Origin of the sequence: Acinetobacter sp. MYb10 (assembly GCF_002980175.2) — a bacterium.
Classification (GTDB): domain Bacteria; phylum Pseudomonadota; class Gammaproteobacteria; order Pseudomonadales; family Moraxellaceae; genus Acinetobacter; species Acinetobacter guillouiae.
In genome coordinates this window covers 2942169-2959905 of record NZ_CP058272.1, presented here as the reverse complement: position 1 = coordinate 2959905, position 17737 = coordinate 2942169, and the positions used below count along the sequence as shown (strand labels likewise).

Annotated in this window: 10 protein-coding genes, 2 tRNA genes and 3 rRNA genes; 1 reads left to right on the top strand and 14 read right to left on the bottom strand. The window is 40.9% G+C overall.

Annotated elements, in window-relative coordinates; genetic code table 11:
• Window positions 1–97: 97 nt before the first annotated feature.
• The 13 genes from CQZ96_RS13830 to tauA form a co-directional block, all read right to left on the bottom strand.
• Window positions 98–409, bottom strand: a complete 312-nt coding sequence (locus tag CQZ96_RS13830) for an ankyrin repeat domain-containing protein (RefSeq protein ID WP_105714157.1) — start codon at window positions 407–409, stop codon at window positions 98–100.
• A 19-nt stretch (window positions 410–428) separates the two neighbouring features.
• Window positions 429–827, bottom strand: a complete 399-nt coding sequence (locus CQZ96_RS13825; protein ID WP_105714156.1) for a hypothetical protein — start codon at window positions 825–827, stop codon at window positions 429–431.
• Window positions 828–981: 154 nt separating this feature from the next.
• Window positions 982–1096: ribosomal RNA gene (gene rrf, locus CQZ96_RS13820) — 5S ribosomal RNA — on the bottom strand.
• A gap of 167 nt (window positions 1097–1263) precedes the next feature.
• A 23S ribosomal RNA gene (locus CQZ96_RS13815) occupies window positions 1264–4154 on the bottom strand.
• Between the two features lie 337 nt (window positions 4155–4491).
• Window positions 4492–4567: transfer RNA gene (locus CQZ96_RS13810), tRNA-Ala, on the bottom strand.
• Window positions 4568–4611: 44 nt separating this feature from the next.
• Window positions 4612–4688, bottom strand: a tRNA-Ile gene (locus tag CQZ96_RS13805).
• Window positions 4689–4747: 59 nt separating this feature from the next.
• Window positions 4748–6286, bottom strand: a 16S ribosomal RNA gene (locus CQZ96_RS13800).
• The 16S, 23S and 5S rRNA genes sit together here with 2 tRNA genes alongside, the layout of an rRNA operon.
• A 587-nt stretch (window positions 6287–6873) precedes the next feature.
• A complete protein-coding gene (locus CQZ96_RS13795) occupies window positions 6874–8997 on the bottom strand; it encodes an AAA family ATPase (RefSeq protein WP_105714725.1) in 2124 nt (707 codons plus the stop codon).
• 535 nt (window positions 8998–9532) lie between these two features.
• Window positions 9533–11434 (bottom strand): 5'-nucleotidase C-terminal domain-containing protein, encoded by a 1902-nt coding sequence (locus CQZ96_RS13790; RefSeq protein WP_105714724.1) that lies wholly within the window; start codon window positions 11432–11434, stop codon window positions 9533–9535.
• 298 nt (window positions 11435–11732) lie between these two features.
• The gene (tauD, locus tag CQZ96_RS13785) at window positions 11733–12596 is read right to left on the bottom strand and encodes a taurine dioxygenase (protein ID WP_105714723.1); all 864 of its coding nucleotides are present in this window, start codon (window positions 12594–12596) and stop codon (window positions 11733–11735) included.
• A gap of 101 nt (window positions 12597–12697) precedes the next feature.
• Window positions 12698–13540, bottom strand: a complete 843-nt coding sequence (gene tauC, locus CQZ96_RS13780; protein ID WP_105714722.1) for a taurine ABC transporter permease TauC — start codon at window positions 13538–13540, stop codon at window positions 12698–12700.
• Window positions 13540–14364 (bottom strand): taurine ABC transporter ATP-binding subunit, encoded by an 825-nt coding sequence (gene tauB / locus CQZ96_RS13775; RefSeq protein ID WP_105714721.1) that lies wholly within the window; start codon window positions 14362–14364, stop codon window positions 13540–13542. Before tauB ends, tauC begins: the two co-directional genes overlap by 1 nt.
• 18 nt (window positions 14365–14382) lie before the next feature.
• On the bottom strand, window positions 14383–15372 hold the full coding sequence (gene tauA / locus CQZ96_RS13770; RefSeq protein ID WP_056515465.1) for a taurine ABC transporter substrate-binding protein: 990 nt from the start codon (window positions 15370–15372) through the stop codon (window positions 14383–14385).
• Between the two features lie 373 nt (window positions 15373–15745).
• Here tauA and CQZ96_RS13765 point away from each other — a divergent pair, with 373 nt between their 5' ends.
• A complete protein-coding gene (locus CQZ96_RS13765) occupies window positions 15746–16753 on the top strand; it encodes a putative solute-binding protein (protein WP_105714720.1) in 1008 nt (335 codons plus the stop codon).
• Between the two features lie 76 nt (window positions 16754–16829).
• Here CQZ96_RS13765 and CQZ96_RS13760 read toward each other — a convergent pair whose 3' ends face one another.
• Window positions 16830–17096 carry a hypothetical protein gene (locus CQZ96_RS13760; RefSeq protein WP_004719017.1) on the bottom strand — a complete coding sequence of 89 codons (267 nt, stop codon included), beginning with the start codon at window positions 17094–17096 and terminating at the stop codon, window positions 16830–16832.
• Window positions 17097–17737: the final 641 nt, after the last annotated feature.

Here is a 17737-nt window from a genome sequence, read left to right as displayed (position 1 = left end):
GATCTAACACACCAATACGAAGAAAACCCCATCAGGATGATGGGGTTTTCTTTTTATATCTATAGAATATCTGATTCACATCACATTGTTTGAGAATCTATAAACTATTTAAATACGCAATAATCTGTTGATTTTCAGCCATTTCAGCAAGCTCTAATGCGGTAAATTCGCTTTTATAGTCTTTGTCTGCGCCTTTAGAAATCAATAATTTAACAATATCTAAATGATCATTCTCCGCCGCAGCTTGTAGCGCACTATAGCCTTCATCATCAGTTTGATTAACGTCAATACCTTGTGATAACAGTTGTTCGACCTGTTCAAACTCTCCTAAAGATGCAGCATACACCAGTTCAGGAAGATGTAGTTCTTCATCATGATCAGGAAGTGGTGAGAAAGAGTTAAGTTTCATTGATAAATACTCTTGATTATTAACCTACTTCTTGAAAATCCCAAATACTCTTGGCATGTTGATACACACATTTTCGTTCATACATTGTGATTTTCAACTGCTCTTCAATTGATAAACCTGTAATTGAAACATCCCCTACTAATTCAAGATACTTCTCTCGCTTCTTTATACGGAAAACATCAAAAAAGCCTATTCCTGGGCATCCTGTATCTTTTTTAGATAAAAGTGAACTATATATAGTAATTCCATGCTCTGTCATCGCACGAGATGCAGCTTCTAAAGTGTCATACTTATCATTATCTCGAAAAGTATTTTTTGGAAAAACTGAATGAAACTCTACAAAACTTACCGTTTGATTTGATAATGCTGCATTTTTTAAGAGTAAAGCAATTGGGGTAATATATTCAATTAAAATCATTAAGTACCTAAATTGTTGTAGGTTAAAGCTTAATCCAACCAAGATGATCCAATTAAAATTGTACATTCAATAATTTTAATAAAAACATATTTACAATAATTAGTAAATAAAAAAACACCCCGCTCTCTAGAGACCGGGGTGTTTTAGATTTAAAAGCTGGCGATGACTTACTCTCACATGGGTAACCCCACACTACCATCAGCGCTAAGAGGTTTCACTTCTGAGTTCGGGAAGGGATCAGGTGGTTCACTCTTGCTATTGTCGCCAGCAAACTGTTATGGACTTGTTCGGGTCTTATTTAAATGCCTTACTTCGTACCAAATGAGTTTAACAGAACATTTGAGTTGGGTATTGTAACTAGCTTTTCAACTAAATCAAGTATGTTTGATCTTTTATGAATCAAATGATGCTTCATATACAACTGCTTGGGTGTTGTATAGTCAAGCCTCACGAGCAATTAGTATTGGTCAGCTTCATGCGTCACCGCACTTCCACATCCAACCTATCAACGTCGTAGTCTTCAACGGCTCTTTAGAGGACATAAAGTCCTAGGGAAATCTTATCTTGAGGTAGGCTTCCCGCTTAGATGCTTTCAGCGGTTATCCCTTCCGAACATAGCTACCCGGCGATGCGACTGGCGTCACAACCGGTACACCAGAGGTTCGTCCACTCTGGTCCTCTCGTACTAGGAGCAGATCCTCTCAAATTTCCAACGCCCACGGTAGATAGGGACCGAACTGTCTCACGACGTTCTAAACCCAGCTCGCGTACCTCTTTAAATGGCGAACAGCCATACCCTTGGGACCTGCTTCAGCCCCAGGATGAGATGAGCCGACATCGAGGTGCCAAACACCGCCGTCGATATGAACTCTTGGGCGGTATCAGCCTGTTATCCCCAGAGTACCTTTTATCCGTTGAGCGATGGCCCTTCCATACAGAACCACCGGATCACTAAGACCTACTTTCGTACCTGCTCGACTTGTGGGTCTCGCAGTTAAGCGCGCTTTTGCCTTTATACTCTACGCGTGATTTCCGACCACGCTGAGCGCACCTTCGTACTCCTCCGTTACTCTTTAGGAGGAGACCGCCCCAGTCAAACTACCCACCAGACATGGTCCTCGTCCCGGATAACGGGACAGAGTTAGAACCTCAATATTACCAGGGTGGTATTTCAAGGATGGCTCCATAGCAACTGGCGTCACTACTTCAAAGCCTCCCACCTATCCTACACAAGTAAGATCAAAGTTCAATGTCAAGCTGCAGTAAAGGTTCACGGGGTCTTTCCGTCTAGCCGCGGGTACACCGCATCTTCACGGCGATTTCGATTTCACTGAGCCTCTGCTGGAGACAGCGCCCCCATCATTATGCCATTCGTGCAGGTCGGAACTTACCCGACAAGGAATTTCGCTACCTTAGGACCGTTATAGTTACGGCCGCCGTTTACTGGGGCTTCGATCAAGAGCTTCGCTTACGCTAACCCCATCAATTAACCTTCCAGCACCGGGCAGGCATCACACCCTATACGTCCACTTTCGTGTTTGCAGAGTGCTATGTTTTTAATAAACAGTTGCAGGGGCCTGGTTTCTGTGGCTGCCAATAGCTCAAGGAGCAAGTCCTATCACCGTCAGCAGCGTACCTTCTCCCGAAGTTACGGTACCATTTTGCCTAGTTCCTTCAGCAGAGTTCTCTCAAGCGCTTTGGTCTACTCGACCTGACCACCTGTGTCGGTTTAGGGTACGATTCCTGTGTAACTGAAGCTTAGAGACTTTTCCTGGAAGCATAGTATCAGCCACTTCGCTAGTAAACTAGCTTGCTATCAGCTCTCAGCATAGAGCACCCCGGATTTGCCTAAGATGCATGCCTACTGCCTTTCACCTGGACAACCAACGCCAGGCTGACTTAACTTTCTCCGTCCTCTCATCGCATTACACAGAAGTATTGGAATATTAACCAATTTCCCATCGACTACGCCTCTCGGCCTCGCCTTAGGGGTCGACTCACCCAGCCCCGATTAACGTTGGACTGGAACCCTTGGTCTTTCAGCGAACGGGTTTTTCACCCGTTTTGTCGTTACTCACGTCAGCATTCGCACTTCTGATACCTCCAGCATACTTCTCAATACACCTTCATCGGCTTACAGAACGCTCCCCTACCACGTATACATAGTATACATCCGCAGCTTCGGCATATAGTTTTAGCCCCGTTACATCTTCCGCGCAGGCCGACTCGACTAGTGAGCTATTACGCTTTCTTTAAAGGGTGGCTGCTTCTAAGCCAACCTCCTAGCTGTCTATGCCTTCCCACATCGTTTCCCACTTAACTATAATTTGGGGGCCTTAGCTGGCGGTCTGGATTGTTTTCCTCTTGACTACGGACGTTAGCACCCGCAGTCTGTCTCCCGGATAGTACTCATAGGTATTCGGAGTTTGCATCGGTTTGGTAAGTCGGGATGACCCCCTAGCCGAAACAGTGCTCTACCCCCTATGGTATTCGTCCGAGGCGCTACCTAAATAGCTTTCGGGGAGAACCAGCTATCACCGAGTTTGATTAGCCTTTCACCCCTATCCACAAGTCATCCCCTGGCTTTTCAACGACAGTGGGTTCGGTCCTCCAGTTAGTGTTACCCAACCTTCAACCTGCTCATGGATAGATCACCCGGTTTCGGGTCTATACCCAGCAACTAAACGCCCTATTAAGACTCGATTTCTCTACGGCTCCCCTATGCGGTTAACCTTGCTACTGAATATAAGTCGCTGACCCATTATACAAAAGGTACGCAGTCACCGAACAAGTCGGCTCCCACTGCTTGTATGCATGCGGTTTCAGGATCTATTTCACTCCCCTCACAGGGGTTCTTTTCGCCTTTCCCTCACGGTACTGGTTCACTATCGGTCAGTCAGGAGTATTTAGCCTTGGAGGATGGTCCCCCCATATTCAGACAAGGTTTCACGTGCCTCGCCCTACTCGTCATCATTATATGTGCCCTTTCGTGTACGGGACTATCACCCTCTACGGTAGCACTTCCCAGAGCTTTCCGCTAAAACACATATAACTTAATGGGCTGATCCCCGTTCGCTCGCCGCTACTGAGGGAATCTCAATTGATTTCTTTTCCTAAGGGTACTGAGATGTTTCACTTCCCCTCGTTCGCCTCGCATGACTATGTATTCATCATGCGATACCTACCTTATGGTAAGTGGGTTTCCCCATTCAGAAATCTCCGGATCACAGGATATTTGCCGCCTCCCCGAAGCTTATCGCAGGCTATTACGTCTTTCATCGCCTCTGACTGCCAAGGCATCCACCACATGCACTTAATTACTTGACTATACAACCCCAAACAGTCGTTAATCCCTACAAGGAGGATCAACAATGTGAACTTAATCACTTCTATTTGTTGCCTGTGAATTTAATCACTATACAGCTTCAATTTAATTCATATACCAAAACGCTTGATTCAGTTTTATCGCTAGTGCTCATTTCACTCAACATTAACAATTGCTTGCTAACATCAACTAAAACGAGTTTAAACAATTATTTCAACTCAAATATATTCTGTTAATGATTCACTACCGCCTCGTCAGCGAGTAGTTAACTGTGATAAATCACAGAACTTAATAAGCTATCAGCTTACTAAGTTCTGTAATCACTTAGTCTTTAATTAGTGGTGGAGACTAACGGAGTCGAACCGTTGACCTCCTGCGTGCAAAGCAGGCGCTCTACCAACTAAGCTAAGTCCCCAGCTTAAGATCTTAATATATCTGCTCTTCTGTGTTCAGTAGACTTGGTGGGTCTGACAAGACTTGAACTTGTGACCCCACGCTTATCAAGCGTGTGCTCTAACCAACTGAGCTACAGACCCTCAGATACATCAATGAAGAACAACTTGTTGTGGATTCTTACCAATCGTCAATCTTTCGTTAAGGAGGTGATCCAGCCGCAGGTTCCCCTACGGCTACCTTGTTACGACTTCACCCCAGTCATCGGCCACACCGTGGTAAGCGTCCTCCTTACGGTTAGACTACCTACTTCTGGTGCAACAAACTCCCATGGTGTGACGGGCGGTGTGTACAAGGCCCGGGAACGTATTCACCGCGGCATTCTGATCCGCGATTACTAGCGATTCCGACTTCATGGAGTCGAGTTGCAGACTCCAATCCGGACTACGATCGGCTTTTTGAGATTAGCATCCTATCGCTAGGTAGCAACCCTTTGTACCGACCATTGTAGCACGTGTGTAGCCCTGGTCGTAAGGGCCATGATGACTTGACGTCGTCCCCGCCTTCCTCCAGTTTGTCACTGGCAGTATCCTTAAAGTTCCCACCCGAAGTGCTGGCAAATAAGGAAAAGGGTTGCGCTCGTTGCGGGACTTAACCCAACATCTCACGACACGAGCTGACGACAGCCATGCAGCACCTGTATGTAAGTTCCCGAAGGCACCAATCCATCTCTGGAAAGTTCTTACTATGTCAAGACCAGGTAAGGTTCTTCGCGTTGCATCGAATTAAACCACATGCTCCACCGCTTGTGCGGGCCCCCGTCAATTCATTTGAGTTTTAGTCTTGCGACCGTACTCCCCAGGCGGTCTACTTATCGCGTTAGCTGCGCCACTAAAGCCTCAAAGGCCCCAACGGCTAGTAGACATCGTTTACGGCATGGACTACCAGGGTATCTAATCCTGTTTGCTCCCCATGCTTTCGTACCTCAGCGTCAGTATTAGGCCAGATGGCTGCCTTCGCCATCGGTATTCCTCCAGATCTCTACGCATTTCACCGCTACACCTGGAATTCTACCATCCTCTCCCATACTCTAGCTTCCCAGTATCGAATGCAATTCCCAAGTTAAGCTCGGGGATTTCACATCCGACTTAAAAAGCCGCCTACGCACGCTTTACGCCCAGTAAATCCGATTAACGCTCGCACCCTCTGTATTACCGCGGCTGCTGGCACAGAGTTAGCCGGTGCTTATTCTGCGAGTAACGTCCACTCATCTTGGGTATTAACCAAGAGAGCCTCCTCCTCGCTTAAAGTGCTTTACAACCATAAGGCCTTCTTCACACACACGGCCTTGCTGGATCAGGGTTCCCCCCGTTGTACAATATTCCCCACTGCTTCCTCCCGTAGTAGGCTTAGCCGTGTCTCAGGCTCAGTGCGGCGGATCATCCTCTCAGACCCGCTACAGATCGTCGCCTTGGTAGGCCTTTACCCCACCAACTAGCTAATCCGACTTAGGCTCATCTATTAACGCAAGGTCACAAGTGATCCCCTGCTTTCCCCCGTAGGGCGTATGCGGTATTAGCATCCCTTTCGAGATGTTGTCCCCCATTAATAGGCAGATTCCTAAGTATTACTCACCCGTCCGCCGCTAGGTCAATTACCGAAGCAATCTCCCCCGCTCGACTTGCATGTGTTAAGCCTGCCGCCAGCGTTCAATCTGAGCCATGATCAAACTCTTCAGTTAAAAATCATTAGTGACTTAAGGTCACAATTCTGGCTCATCAATGTACTGACAAATTCTCTCAAATAAACTTCGAGTAATTTAAACCAATCAATCAATGATAATATTTCGATCAATCAATCAGTAAAAATCCACACAAGTTGTTCTTCATATTCTCTTAATGATCTTCTCAATGCTTCGTCAGCATCAAGCTAGGTCGGCTATACTACTCTCTATCTCTAAAAAGTCAATCAATAATGTTAATTATTTTTTCTAACAAACCCAACTCTAATCTCATCTTAAAATCTCAATTCGAAATCTTAACAACTTAATCAAGTGCCTGATTTATCAGAAGTTTTATTTAACATCACCGCCGATGGATGTGCATTCTACAGCATTCCCAATCCAACACAACCCCTTTTTTTAAACTTTTTTATCGGATGTGCGTTTTTTCCTCAAAATCAGTGTTTTTTTATGCTTTTTATCTATTTTTTAAGCATTTTTCATTATTTTTTTCATATTAAAGTTATTTTTATGCTTTGTTTTCCACTCTCGAATCACAAAATCTGAGCATTATTCAACTGAATTAGGATTCAAAAAGAAAAACCGCATCAATTTGATGCGGTAAATCCTATACTTTGTGCACTTTTATATTTTACAGTCATTTCATCTGTTAAATGCTGCAGAATAGAACCCACATTTTCAAAAGGATGAAAACAGGACTGTCGTACAATCACCGCAAAGTCTCCAGCACTTAAACGATCTAAAGATTGCAGTTTTACTTTTATATCAGCTTCATGAACATCAAGTTTGAGTTGTGTACAGACATTTTCCAATAAAGCCAAACGCTGTGCATAATTTAAAAAATCAAAATGCATTTTAAAATCGAAACGGCGTAACGCAGCTTGATCAAGTTCATCAAAGCGATTGGTTGTCGCCACCACGATGCCATTAAAGCTTTCCATTTGAACCAAAAACTCATTTACCTGCGAAACTTCCCAAGAGCGGGTTGCTTGGCGGCGATCTTGTAATAAACCATCTACTTCATCCAGCAATAAAATTGCCTGTAAGTCTTCGGCTTCATGAAACGCTTTAGCAAGGTTCTGTTCTGTTTCACCAACCCAAGCAGAAATTAAGTCTGAACCACGCTTAATCAGTAAAGGTCGATTGATGGTTTCAGATAACCATCGTGCAAATGCAGTTTTACCTGTTCCTGATGCTCCGTATAAACATAAACGGCCAAAACCATGTTGCTGGATACCTGATGCGATCTCCGCAAGATTCACCTTACAGTTGATATAGTTCAAATCATAGAACTTGGGCAAAGCATTACTATCTTGCAATTTAATACCTTGGTAACCCTGTGCTTTTAAGGTATTGGAAACCAATTTGGTCATGCTTTCCTGTATCACTAAATGCTCATTGTGCATTTGAGCCGCTTTGGCAACACGATAACTACGGCGTAAAATTGCTGGAGATAATTGTTCAACATTGGCCAAGGCTTCCTGATACAAAGGATTAAGTTCTTGACCACAATGTTGCTCGATAAAGCTTCTGCGTTGCTTTTTAGGTGGCACTTTAATTTCAAGCACCATATCAAAACGGCGTATAAACGCAGGATCAAGCTGATCGGAATTAGACACCCAAATCGTTGGTGTACGATTTTGCTCTAAAATACGATTGACCCAAGCCTTACGACTTTGCGCAGTGCTTTTCATCCCCACACCATTTTCGGTGTCATTAAACACATCCTCGACTTCATCAAACATCAATAAAGCAGATTGACTGTCGAAAATGCATTGTGCTGCACGATACGCACATAAACGCCCTGTGGCTGAAATTGCATCACCATCTTCATCTTCACAGGAGATTTCAAAAAGTTGCACCGCCATTTCATCTGCAAGGCTCTTACACAGTTGTGTCTTTCCTGTGCCTGAACTGCCATAAAGGAAGATATTTACACCCTGTTGCTTACTCATTTTGACTTGCTTTAAATAAGCTAGGAGTAAAGTCAATTCAGTGTGTAAATGAGGATAATCCCCTAAGGTTAATTCAGCAGGCTGACTTTTATTAATGGTTCCAACAAACAGATCCATAACATCATTGGTTTTCACCAATAACTTATCGGCCAATTGGTTTGACACCAGATTCAATTTGCCACGTAAATAATTACGATAGTGTTGTTGAACACTGATTAAGCCACTGCGATGTAAACGCCCTTGTACAGACAAAGCCTGACGAATTGCTTCATAAGGCAAATCTAAAACTACAGCCAAAGCACGTATGGTTTTAGACGCAGTCAATTCACCGATGGTATCCGCAATATCATCTAAAAGTTGTTCACTGTTTAACATCACGATAAAGCCTAAAATCGTGCTTTCAACAGCATTTAAATCCAGTAATTGCTGTATTAACTTTAGGTTATATTGCAACTCAGCATTGAACTGAAAATTATCTAATAAATTTTGCTGTTGGCTATTTTTATGCAAATGGTTGAGTTCCTTATAAGCAGCTTGCTCATCGAACTTATCTGCAAGTAATGCTTCAGAAAAACCTAACTTTTTTGCAATCCATTGATGACTAAAGCAATGATCAGAAATAAATTCTTTTGCACCACCTAACTCGACCAAAAATCGAAAAGCCCAAAGTTTTACAATCGGAGAAATTTCAGCAAAATCCTCTACGTCAACCTGATGCATATTTTGTGCAAAAGGTTGATTAATATATTCGTTCATATATTCACTTTTTTCTTTTCATGCCGAAGGCTAAACTTTTTCCAATTTGCATTTTCTGCAAGCAAAGTCATCCCTCAGAACATGTATATTCTTTAAAATAAGGTTTATTTTCGTTTAATTTAAACGATTAAAAATGTATAGGGTCTATTTAAAGCCCAAAATGAGAAATACGTTAAACAACATGATTTTTCTCCCGAATATTGAATTTAACAGCTGATTCAAATCACATTTTAAGCACCCTGCTTAAAACGATGGGTTCAATCAAGATATTATGGTTATCCTGCAACCAGTCAGTGGTTGTAAACAATCTTGTCAAAAGGCAACGTTACAAGATCAAATTGAGGCAAGTGAAAAGAAAATTAGGTTTGTCATTGTGATTATTTAAGCCATCGTGGCTAAATTTTGGCTCATTTTAAAGTTAAGCATGGTTTTTTGCAATTATTTATTCATCACCAACATAGGATTTTGTCAGTTTTCATTAACGACCCAACGAAAAAAATCCCGCCGAAGCGGGATTTTGATTGTTTGTTTCAGTTTATTTTGCTTTATCGATAAATAGCTGGGTACTGTATTCAGCCGTTGCTAATTTATTAATTTTCTTTTGACCTGTCTGACCAGCCAAACCTTGGGCATATTTGAGGAAAGCCTCAGCATAGTCTAAGCCAACATTCACACGGCGCTCACCAGTAATGGTTTTCAGGGTAGTATAGTAGTCACCACCATTGGCAAGAAAATCAATCGTGATCGCTTTGTAAGTCTTATTGAGATCTAGATTTTCATATTGCCCAGATGCATTACGTACTTGTATTTGGTTAAGACGCTGGCCTTTGTCTTTGGTAAAGTCAACATTCCAACGCATACCACCAGTATATGGGTAGCTACCCGTATTATTCTGGGCAATCACACCATCTATTGCATCCTCTAAGGTGGCTTTAACTTCAGCACCCGTCAGATCTAAACGCAACAATGTATTCTTGAACGGTAAGACATTATAAATTTTACCAACTGTCACATCCCCTAAAGCAACATCTTCACGGACACCACCACCATTTTGGAATGAGATATCAGCGCCAAAGAAGGTCTTTCCTTGTTGTAAAAACGCTTCAGCAATGATTTGTTGAATATCTCCACCATGTTGATCGACATGGGTATTCTTATTACAGATATCGCCGAGTGTTGAACGATTTACATCCCGTTGTGTACCAGGGACTCGACGTGAACAGAGATTATCTGTGGCTTGACCTACGATTTCCTGAGCAAATTTTTTCTTTTGTTCCTTATACGGTTTTAAAACATCCAAAGTCTTTTGTAGTGGCATTACAACAGTAAATGGGGCCTGATCTGTTTTAAATTGCGTCAGAATTGCTTGTTTTTCAGTTTCGGTGACTGCTTTTGCGTCTTTGGCGGTACGGGTAAAGTTATTTCCAATGAGTACATGTGGTGTTCCACTACAGCTTTCGACATTCCCGTTTTTGTCAAACTTCACATTTAAATCGCCCACGATATAACTGTACTGCCAAGCTTGCGCGACGCAGACCAATTGACCATCTTTGTTTCTCAGCTGTGTTGGATAAGCACCTTCAGGTGTCATGCCATATTTTTTAAGACTGTCAGGGCCCAACAAGGTATGTGAATCACCCCCAATAATCACATCAACATCGGTAAGTGATTTTGCCAGCTGTTGGTCTAAGTCATATCCCACATGGGTTTGAAGAATAATATTTTTAATACCTTGTGCTTTATATTGATTTATTTCTTTTTGTGCTGTTTCAATTTCATCTGCAAACAATGTATCAGCATTCGGTTGAGAAGAGTTTTTGGTTTTCTTAGCAACCGTTAAACCAATGATTGCAAATTTAACCCCCTCTTTTTCAAACACTTGTGACTTCAAAATGCGATTGGTTTTATACAACGGTGAAGATGCACCAAAACTGACATTGGCCGTTAAAATTTGGGTTTTGTCTTTACAAGAACTTTGATCCAAGAAACCAATAAATTTCTTTAATCCATCATCTTTAGAATCAAACTCATGGTTACCAGGCGTAAATGTATCAAAACAAACGGTGTTCATTGCATCTGCGTCTGCTTTACCATCCGTTAAGTTATAGTACAAATCGCCAGTGATCGCATCACCAGCATGTATTTTTAAAGCATTTTTCTTTTCTACTGCAAGTTGGTTAATTAAGCTTGCAACACGTGCAAATCCACCACTTGCAACACTAAACTCTTCATCCCCTGTCCCCACATTGCTTTTAAATTTAATGCTTTCTTCATCTAAATGTGAATGATGGTCATTAATATGCAAGATATTCAGTTCTAAAGCTTTTGCCTCTACTGGTTTTTCAGTATTTGAATGATCATTATCATCATTACAAGCAACCAACAGCGTAGACAGTACACTCAGCAAAATGATTTGCTTTTTATTATTAATCAACATGATATTTCCAACAAGCAATAAATATTTATGGCCTAGTATGTTGATCATTTGTTTAATTTTGATGAATAATTAAACATTATTGCTCAGCAACAAGGTTTCATCAGAGCTTGAATATTCAAATTGTTTTGTGAACACCGACAAACACAGCATACCGATACTTTTACCAACAGCTCATTTTATGATTTTTTCTTTAATGTATTTTTTAAATATTGAAGTTTCAAAAAGTTGTATTCAAATTCAGTTGTTTCAAAAATAAAAAACCAATCAAATTTGATTGGTTTTTATAACAAGTTAAACCTTAATCTGCTTGATAAAAAGGTTTATCACCCATCAAAGTGGCTCGATTCATAACACGGTGCTGAGGACGGTAATCATCAACAGCATAGTGGAAGGTACAACGATTATCCCAAAATGCCACATCATTGGCCTGCCATGACCAACGCACTACAAACTCTGGTTTCTGAATATGTTCAAACAACATTTTCAAGACAGCATCGCTTTCTTTGGCTTCGAGTTCATTAATTCGTGTGGTAAAACCCTCACTCACAAATAAAGCTTTACGACCTGTGACAGGATGAGTACGAATCACAGGATGGCTAATCGGAGGATGTTTTTTCTTAGCCTGTTCTAGCTTTTCTAATTCAGCAGGATCACCACCAAAACGATCTACTGGAAATGAACGCGCAATATCATGTGTTGCAGTTAAACCAGACAACATCGCTTGCATCGGTTTGGATAATGCTTCAAACGCCGCTGTTCCACTTGACCAAAGCGTATCTCCACCCCATGCAGGGACTTTTTTTGCACTTAAAATTGCGCCCATTGCTGGTGTTTCAAGAAAAGTCACATCGGTATGCCACAGTGCATTATCCCTTAAATCATTTAATTCCGTATCTAAAACCATGATTTCTGGTTGTTCTGGAATATTGGGGTAAATTGGGTGGATGTGTAACTGACCAAATTGATGCGCCAAAGCTGCATGTTGCTGTGCAGTCATCGGCTGATTTCTGAAAAAGATCACCTGATGTTTCAATAAAGCTGCTTCAATCAAAGCCTTTTGTTCAGGTGTTAAAGGCTGATTGAAATTCACACCTTCAATCAGCGCACCAATCGTTGGATTTAATGGGGTAACTTTAAAAATATTTGAAACAACAGCGTTCATTTCTTCCTCGATCATCTCACGATGTATTAAAGGCAATGCATCATTAAAACGTTAAAACTAAATATGGCGATATGCTATCGAAAAATGTAGCGAAAAATAACTTACTGAGATTGCTTATCCCAAGGGACTAATTTCTTTTGCAAACGACGTAAACCAATTTCCAGAATAAAGGCAATCACAGCGATAATTAAAATCCCGACAATCACCACATCTGTAGCCAAAAGCTGTGAAGATGATTGCACCATAAAGCCCAAACCTTCAGAAGCACCAACCAACTCTGCTGCCACCAAAGTCGACCATCCCACCCCAAGACCAATACGGATACCAGTTAAAATGCTCGGTAAAGAGCTGGGTAAAACCACATGTTTAATAATTTGCATTGGGCTTGCACCCAAAGACTGTGCAGCACGAATTTTGGCTTGGTCGACTGAGCGGACACCAGTTGCTGTTGCGATAACAATCGGTGCAAAAATTGCCAGATAAATCAGTAGCACCTTGGACAATTCACCAATACCACACCAAATTACAATCAAGGGTAAATACGCCAGTGGTGGAATCGGACGATAAAACTCAATGATGGGATCTAAAATACCCCGCACAATTTTATTGCGACCAATCGCAATCCCCACTGGAATCGCAGTGATAACCGCAGCAATCAACGCCGTGCCGATACGACCCAAACTTGCGCCAATATGACTCCACAAGCTAATACTCATATAGCCATTGCTGAACAAATCATTGAAACGCTGCAACACGGCGGTTGGTGATGGTAAGAATAAAGCATCAATCCAGCCTAAAGTGGTGACCAGCCACCAAATTGCAATCAAAGTAATGATCGTGATACTACTGATCAAAGTAATATTGACTTCACGTGGAACCGTCACGGCCACAGTCTGAGATTCAACTGTACGAGGGATCAATTTAGGGTCTAATTGTGCTGTCATTACTCCACCTTTTCCACTTGAGCTTGGTCGCTCTGAGCAACATGGTATTGATCCTGATTATTTTGAATGAATACACAACTCAACACATGCTCTCGCATTTCAATAAACTTGGGATCTGATTTAATACTTCGTGCTGGCTCGCCATTGGCATAGCGTTTAGCAAAATCCAACTCCAGCTTTTCCACAATTCGCCCAGGATTTGGTGCAAGAATAATCAGATCTGTAGCCAGAAAAACAGCTTCTTCAATGTCATGGGTAATTAAGAAAGTAGGTTTGGACGTACTCTTCCAAACATCTAATAATAAGCACTGCATTTGTTCACGAATAAACGCATCCAAAGCACCAAAAGGTTCATCCATCAATAATATTTTAGGGTCAGAAGCCAAAGCACGCGCTAAACCAACCCGTTGACGTTGCCCGCCTGAAAGTTCCCAGATATGGCGTTGACCAAAGCCTTCTAAATTCACCAATTTGAGTAATGCTTGTGCACGGTTTTGACGTGTTTTTTTATCAACCCCTGCAAGCTCTAAACCAAAAGCAATATTGTCTTCTACATTTTGCCAAGGCAATAAAACATCATCTTGGAACACCACACCACGGTCTCGGCTAGGTGCAACGATTGCTTCACCATCCAGTTTTAAAGTGCCTGCTTGTGGCTGAGTAAATCCAGCAATCAGATTTAATAAGGTTGTTTTACCACTGCCTGAAGCACCTAATGCAACCATCAGTTGCTCAGAACCCAGTTGAAATGACACATCTTTCAAAACCGGTTGTTCAGCACCCGGATACTGTGCTTGTACATGTTCTACAGTCAATACAGCCATGATGAATACTTCCGATCTCTATTTCGATGTTTGAATAAAACGTGTGTTAATAAACTGTTGATAATTTGGAGAAACCTTTCTCACCAGACCTTGTGCTTTTAAAAAGTTCACTGAGTTGACAATATTTTGTGTGGTCCGCCCACCAAGGTATTGAGTGCTTAATTGCGCCTGACGATCTGGATAGGCGGCGCCAGCAAGAAGCGCTGGCACATCTTGAGCATCTACGCCGGTAATTTTGGCAATTTTTTGCACTTCAGCCGAGTTGGCAGTCCAACGACTTTTATTCTGGTTATAAGACTGGTAATAGTTCAGTGTTACTGTTGAAAACTTTGCTAAGACTTCAGGATGCTTCTGTGCAAAATCTTTACGTGCTACCCAAACTTCAAATGTAGGAGATCCCCATTGCCCAACCTGCCCTGCATCTGTGATGACCTTGCCGGTTTTCTTAATATTGGCAAGTGCAGGTGACCAGACAAAAGCTGCATCTATATCGCCTCTGCGCCATGCTGCATTAATTTCAGCTGGTTTTAGGTTCAACAACCGTATTTGATTGGTTTTAATATTCCAATGCTGCAAAGCCCCCAATAAACTGTAATGGGAAGTCGAAGCAAATGGCGTGGCCACCTTTTTCCCAATCAAGTCCTGAGGACTATTAATTCCTGAGCCATTTCTCACCACTAAGGCTTCCGCACTTTTCAGATCGGTAGAAATTAAAAACACCTCTATGGGCAAATTATTGGCAACAGCTGCCCCTAACGGACTTGAACCAATCAGTGCGATATCTACAGAACCAGAAGCCAATGCAGTTAAAACCTCTGCACCACTATTAAATAAGCGCCAATCCAGTTTTTCCCCAATCACTTTGTCATACACACCATCAGCCTGTGCAACTTTTGCAGGTTCTATGTTGGTTTGATAACCAATGACGATAGGGCGAGCATTTGCCAAACCACTATAGCTATATAAACTTATAGCTGAGCAAAGCAAAATCAGTTGCTGAAATTTCATGATCAATGTATGGACTAGAATAAATAAAAAGAGATGGGAATCAGCCTCATGGTACGTTTTTTTTGTATATTATTAAAAATACGTTTTTTAGATTTACTTATATGTTTTATTGATTAACAAAACTTGAAATCTATTTTATTTTTCTAGATCGATCAAAATTAACAAGATTTTAATGGAGCCACTAAACCCACACCAACAATCACAACAATATCAAAATAACATCACAATAATATTTTATTAAGATAAATAAATCACATTAAGTAAGCTATTCAATGGTTTATTCATCGGAAATAGAGTAAAAACTCTATTTTTATTCAAATAAAATTACTATATTTAGTATAAATAAAACGCGTTTTAAGTATAAGGATATAACATGAAAAAGGAATTTCTTGCCCTTACTACAATCGTATTATTAGGAATATCAAGCACCTCTCAAGCAAAACAAGAAATCTGTGTTTTTGATTTATTAGGGAAAGCTGGTGAATCCTATAAAATGATGGAAGAGTGGGCACTCGCTGCAAAAACATGGAATACCGATGTCCAGCTCATTGCTTACCAAAATGAAGAGCTTGCCGATAAAGATTTTAAAAATGGTAAATGTGATGCTGCCTATATCACCACAATGCGTGCACGCCAATACAATAAATTCGCAGGATCTATTGATGCGTTGGGTGGTGTTCCAACCAATGCCATTGCGCTCAAAGCGATTACCTTTGTCTTGGATAAACGTAATGTAAAACGCTTAAAAACCAAGATAGACAATGAAGAAATAGAAATTGGTGGAATCGGTCAAATTGGCCCTGCCTATATCTTTGTGAATGATCGAGCCATCAATACCATTGAAAAAGGTAAAGGTAAAAAATTTGCGGTATTGGCGTATGACAAAGCACAGATTGCAATGGTTGAACGTGTTGGAGCAATTCCTATTCCATCCGATATTTCCAATTTTATTAAGAAGTTTAATACAGGTGAAGTACCAATGGTGGGAGCACCAGCCTATGCATTTAAACCTTTAGAAATGGAAAAAGGGCTTGGCTCTAAAGGTGCATTGATCAATTTTCCAGTGCTTAATGTTACTGCTGATCTGGTGTTTAGATCTCAAAAATTCCCAGCTACTTTTGGCAATGATTCTAGAACCTGGTTTATCAAGCAACTTCCGCGTCAATTCAGTATGGTCAAACGTTTAGAAGAAGGCATTCCTGCTAAATATCGTTTGAATTTAAGTAAAGTAGATACTGAAAAATATCAAAAGCTGTTACGAGATGGACGTATGGATTTAACCCGACAAGGTATTTACGATCCGACCATGATGTCAGTGCTTAAACGGGCACGTTGTACTGTAGATCGAACCAATTTTGAATGTTCTTTGGCGGGTGAATAACATCTCTTCAAAAGTTATTGATAAAAAATCAGGCAATGGAGGCATCCATAAATTGCCTGATTTTTTATTTTAAAATTTACTGAGCTGAGGGTTGTTCAACTAAACTTGGGTCATTGGTTGCTTGAGCAGGTTGTGATTGCTGAATCGTCGCATCACCCTCAACAGCAGTACCTTGTTGAGTCGGATCTACCGTCGAAGTTTGTGCCGATTGTTGTTGATCTGCAGAACTCATTGGTGCTGATTGGGTCGTTTCAGGTGCTTGTGTTGTTTCACTTGATGTACACGCCGTACTCATGACCGCAACACCAGCCAATAGCATAAAAATAAGACCTGATTTTTTCATCATAAATTCCTTTATCACTCTATCAAAAAACGGCAACACAGGACTGCGTTGTCGTGCTGACTATGATTGCTATTTTTTCTGCAAACTTCGTTGAAGCTTGGTTAGACTTTTAAGGTATTGCCGTATAAGTTATGCAAAGTTTATTAAATCAATGATTTAGATTGACCGATTTTATTTTTCATTATACTTGTTTCATTTCGCTGGATTTTTTGATGGGATTGAATGCGATTAGGCAAAAGTCTATCTAATAAAAGATATACTTTTACCATAAAAGTTTCGCATTACTTACATTGTTAATGGTTTTTACAAGATAAAAAAAAGCTTACCCAAGAAGATTGGATAAGCGATGAAAACATTGTTCAAACTAAAAAAAACATTGTTCAAACTAAAAAAAGAAACTACAGCCATAGAATCTATGAAGCATGATAATTAAATTATTGCTTTTTCGCAAAGCCTTATTTTCAATAAGTTTAATCGGTTTTACATGTGAGTTAAGTATTTTGATCTATTCATTCAATTTTAATTTTTGAATTTACTCATCATTTTTAAGCAATAACCGCATCAATTCCTCATAAATTTAAATTTTTAATCTAAAAAATAATCATTGATTTGATGATTATTCCAACAAAAATATCTTTAAA